Consider the following 3325-nt stretch of genomic DNA (forward strand, 5'->3'; position numbering starts at 1 on the left):
CCTGCACCCGATCCGGTTTCTTCAGTCACTCCTGCCCTCGAATTAGTTCCCTTGAATACACCAAATGAAGAAGGCCCCTTATCAACCACCGCAGAGAAATACATGCTCACTTCGGCACCGGGCTGATATTTCTGAACGTATACAGGAAGTGTTGTCACAAACCCTTCGATGCGTCCATCAGGCGTCACGTATACTTTCGCGTCCTTAACATTCCCACTCTCACCTTGTTTATTTCCAATGTCGAAAAGAATATGCGACTCCTTTCCTGCTGGAAAAGTATAACGGTGCAACGCCACACGTTCAGTAGAGGTGAGTTCCGCTTTGATTCCGTAATCTTTCAATTTCACCGAATAGTACCCGGGAGTTGCAATTTCATCCTTGCGATCAAAACGTGAACGATAACCTTCATCTGGATTTTCTAGTTTCCCTGGAATTGTCTTCAGCGCACCAGTGGAAGCCATGAAGACAATACCGCCCACCTGGAACTCGTGCAGATTAGGAAATCCTTCAATGGACTCATGCCGATGATCATAGCCAACAGCATCCCAGCCATGAACGTTGCCATAGTGAGCGTTAGTTGCTGGTGCTGGCTTCGCCATACCAAAAGGCATCGCTGCCGGCGTGTAAAAGAACCAACGACTATGCGCTGTACCTATGTTCGGATCTACGTATTGCGTGTACTCTTCCTGTGCTCGAACCAGAGTCGTAACGAGAATTAACAGGAATGCTGTCAGCGTATTCTTTAAGATGTGAATTGTCATTTTCAGTTCTTTAGTCTAGAAATTTATTATTCTTCTCATCGTACTGATCATTGTATTTTTTCTGTAAGGACTTTAGCTGGCCCTTAAGCTTTACAATAACATCCTTGGAAGATGGCTCATTATATAGGTTGTGCATTTCATTAGGATCCTTTTTTAAGTCATACAACTCCCATGAATTAACCGGATCATAGAAGTGAATGAGTTTATAACGCTTCGTGCGGATGCCGTAATGCGCGGTGGCACCGAACGATTTCTCATAGTAATGGTAATACACTTCTTTGCGCCAATCCGTAGCCTTTCCTTTTGCAAGCAGAGTCTTCATTGATTTGCCCTGTATGTCTTTAGGAATGGAGATATCGGCAAGGTCAAGAAAAGTTGGAGCCACATCTAGGTTTAGCACGTAAGCATCAACCTGTTGAACCGCTGGAATCACTTTCGGATAACGAATAAGCATTGGTGTACGAAACGACTCTTCATACATAAAGCGTTTATCATATAATCCATGCTCACCAAGGTAAACGCCTTGGTCAGACATGTACACCACAATTGTATTTTCAACAAGGCCTTTATCATCCAGATACTTAAGTACGCGGCCTACGTTATCGTCAACCGAATGTACACATCGAAGGTAATCTTCCAGGAAGCGCTGATATTGCCATCTCAGCAACTTGTCTTTTTCTTTGATCTGCAAGAAAGTTTTGTATTCGTCCGCGTATGCTTTATCCCATGCCTCACGTTCAGCGGGAGTCAACCGTTCCATTTCACGCTGGAACTCGGCCGGAGCCCAGTCATTCACTTGAGTGATGGCGCAGGTGTCGCATGGCACTTTGCTGTCGTAACGCACGTCGAGGCCTTCCTTCATCGAGATTAGTTGTCGTTGTAGACCCTCACGGCCTTTGTAGTCATCGTAGAAATCATGCGGAAGCGGAAAGTGTCGGTCATTAAATTCCGTCAGATATTGTTGGGACGGCATCCAGTTACGATGTGGCGCTTTATGATGCAGCATCATAAAAAATGGCTGACTTTGGTTCTTTTCGATCCAATTAAGCGCGAGGTCAGTTGTTACGTCTGTTACGTATCCTGTATACGTAGTATCCTTACCCATCTTAATAAATTTGGGATTATAATAGTTGCCCTGATCCGGAAGTATATTCCAGTAATCAAAACCGGTGGGTTCGCTGAACAGGTGCCACTTCCCTACGATGGCAGTACGATAGCCATGTGTCTTCAATATCTTCGGAAGAGTTTCCTGACTTCCATTGAAGTATGTTCCGTTGTCGCGCATACCATTCGCATGTGAGTATTTACCTGTGAGTATAACGGCACGACTGGGACTACAAACGGAATTAGTGACAAATGCATTTCGCATCACGGCACCTTCACGACCGATGCGATCAATGTTAGGTGTTTGAATCAGTTTATTATTGTAGGCGCTGATGGCCTGGTAGCCGTGATCATCCGCCATGATGAAAATAATGTTGGGCTTACGCTGTGATGATGCCTGAGGCATTTGTGCCTGTGCCATCATTGCACTAATAATGAAAAACAGCAACGCAATCGATATTATTTGTCCTATCTTCATTCTATCTTCCATGTTGTTGTGCCATAAGGTTTCATCCAGAAAGAATTAGTCGCTGGCTTGATGCTGCGCTCTTCATTATCACATTCTGAAATTTCGGTAGGTTTCAACGCACCCCATTCGAACGATGATTGTACTGACTGAGGCGAAAGATTCGTTAACCTTACCACATAACCTTTCTGATCTTTTGAAGGACGTATTGTTGAAACAGCTATCTTGTTGTTACCACTTACGCTGAATAAGGTATTGTATGGCTTGGCATCATCAGACACAATAGTAACAAGTGGTTGTGCTACTTCAAGCACACGTTGTTTCGCCACATGCGAATAGGGCTGTAGCGGAATAATGGAATACCGAAACTCAGTCTTACCCGATTGTGAAGCTTTGTAGTTTGTTCCCCATGAGTTATTCATCACCCAGGAATAGATAGTTGATGAAGACGAAGCAAAGCGACTCCAGTCCAGAAACTCTCGTGTATCGGACATCCATGCTTCACCTTGCATACCCCCCACCTCAAGTATGGGAGTACCAACTGTTGTTAACAGCACATTCTGCCGCATGCCCGATATTGACACGCCATTGTTTACTGAATAGAAATTCTTGTTCGCTCCCGTTAATTGCTCACGCTCCGGACGAATTTCTCCAAACGGCAGATCGATGACGGTTTCAGCATTCTTAATACTAAACGGAAACGCAAACCGCACACTCTCTTTGCTACGGTTGTCGATCTTGTCAACAATATTGCGAATATCAACACGGTTTGAATTCTTATATAGCGTGATATCGCTGACGAGCGAGTAACAGCCTGGTGCTTCTGAAGTGACACGCAACGTAGTAGATACTAGGCCATCGTTCAGGCGTTCAATACTTCTCACCTTTGTTACATACTGAGGAGAAGATGCATTGCGACCTGTGTAGATCCTGTCTCTAAACCACATATGCCGCTGCCACCGAAGTGGGCGTGGAAGAGCACGGTGGTCGCCTT

2 protein-coding genes and 1 pseudogene are annotated in these 3325 nt (G+C 44.9%); all 3 read right to left on the reverse strand.

The window, feature by feature from the left end:
* A pseudogene (locus KK060_RS24615) lies at positions 1-761 on the reverse strand (glycoside hydrolase family 92 protein); the annotation flags it as partial.
* A 10-nt stretch (positions 762-771) separates the two neighbouring features.
* The gene (locus tag KK060_RS24620; protein WP_254157902.1) at positions 772-2355 is read right to left on the reverse strand and encodes a sulfatase family protein; all 1584 of its coding nucleotides are present in this window, start codon (positions 2353-2355) and stop codon (positions 772-774) included.
* On the reverse strand, positions 2340-3325 hold a 986-nt coding region (locus KK060_RS24625), incomplete at its 5' end, for a glycoside hydrolase family 38 C-terminal domain-containing protein (protein ID WP_254157904.1). The genes KK060_RS24625 and KK060_RS24620, both read right to left, overlap by 16 nt.

The organism is Chryseosolibacter indicum (assembly GCF_018598585.1).
Lineage (GTDB): Bacteria > Bacteroidota > Bacteroidia > Cytophagales > Cyclobacteriaceae > Chryseosolibacter > Chryseosolibacter indicus.

What these genes read in the sequence shown, in the direction of transcription:
- KK060_RS24620 (WP_254157902.1), bottom strand. Translation starts at nt 2,355, where the DNA reads ATGGAAGATAGAATGAAGATAGGACAAATAATATCGATTGCGTTGCTG.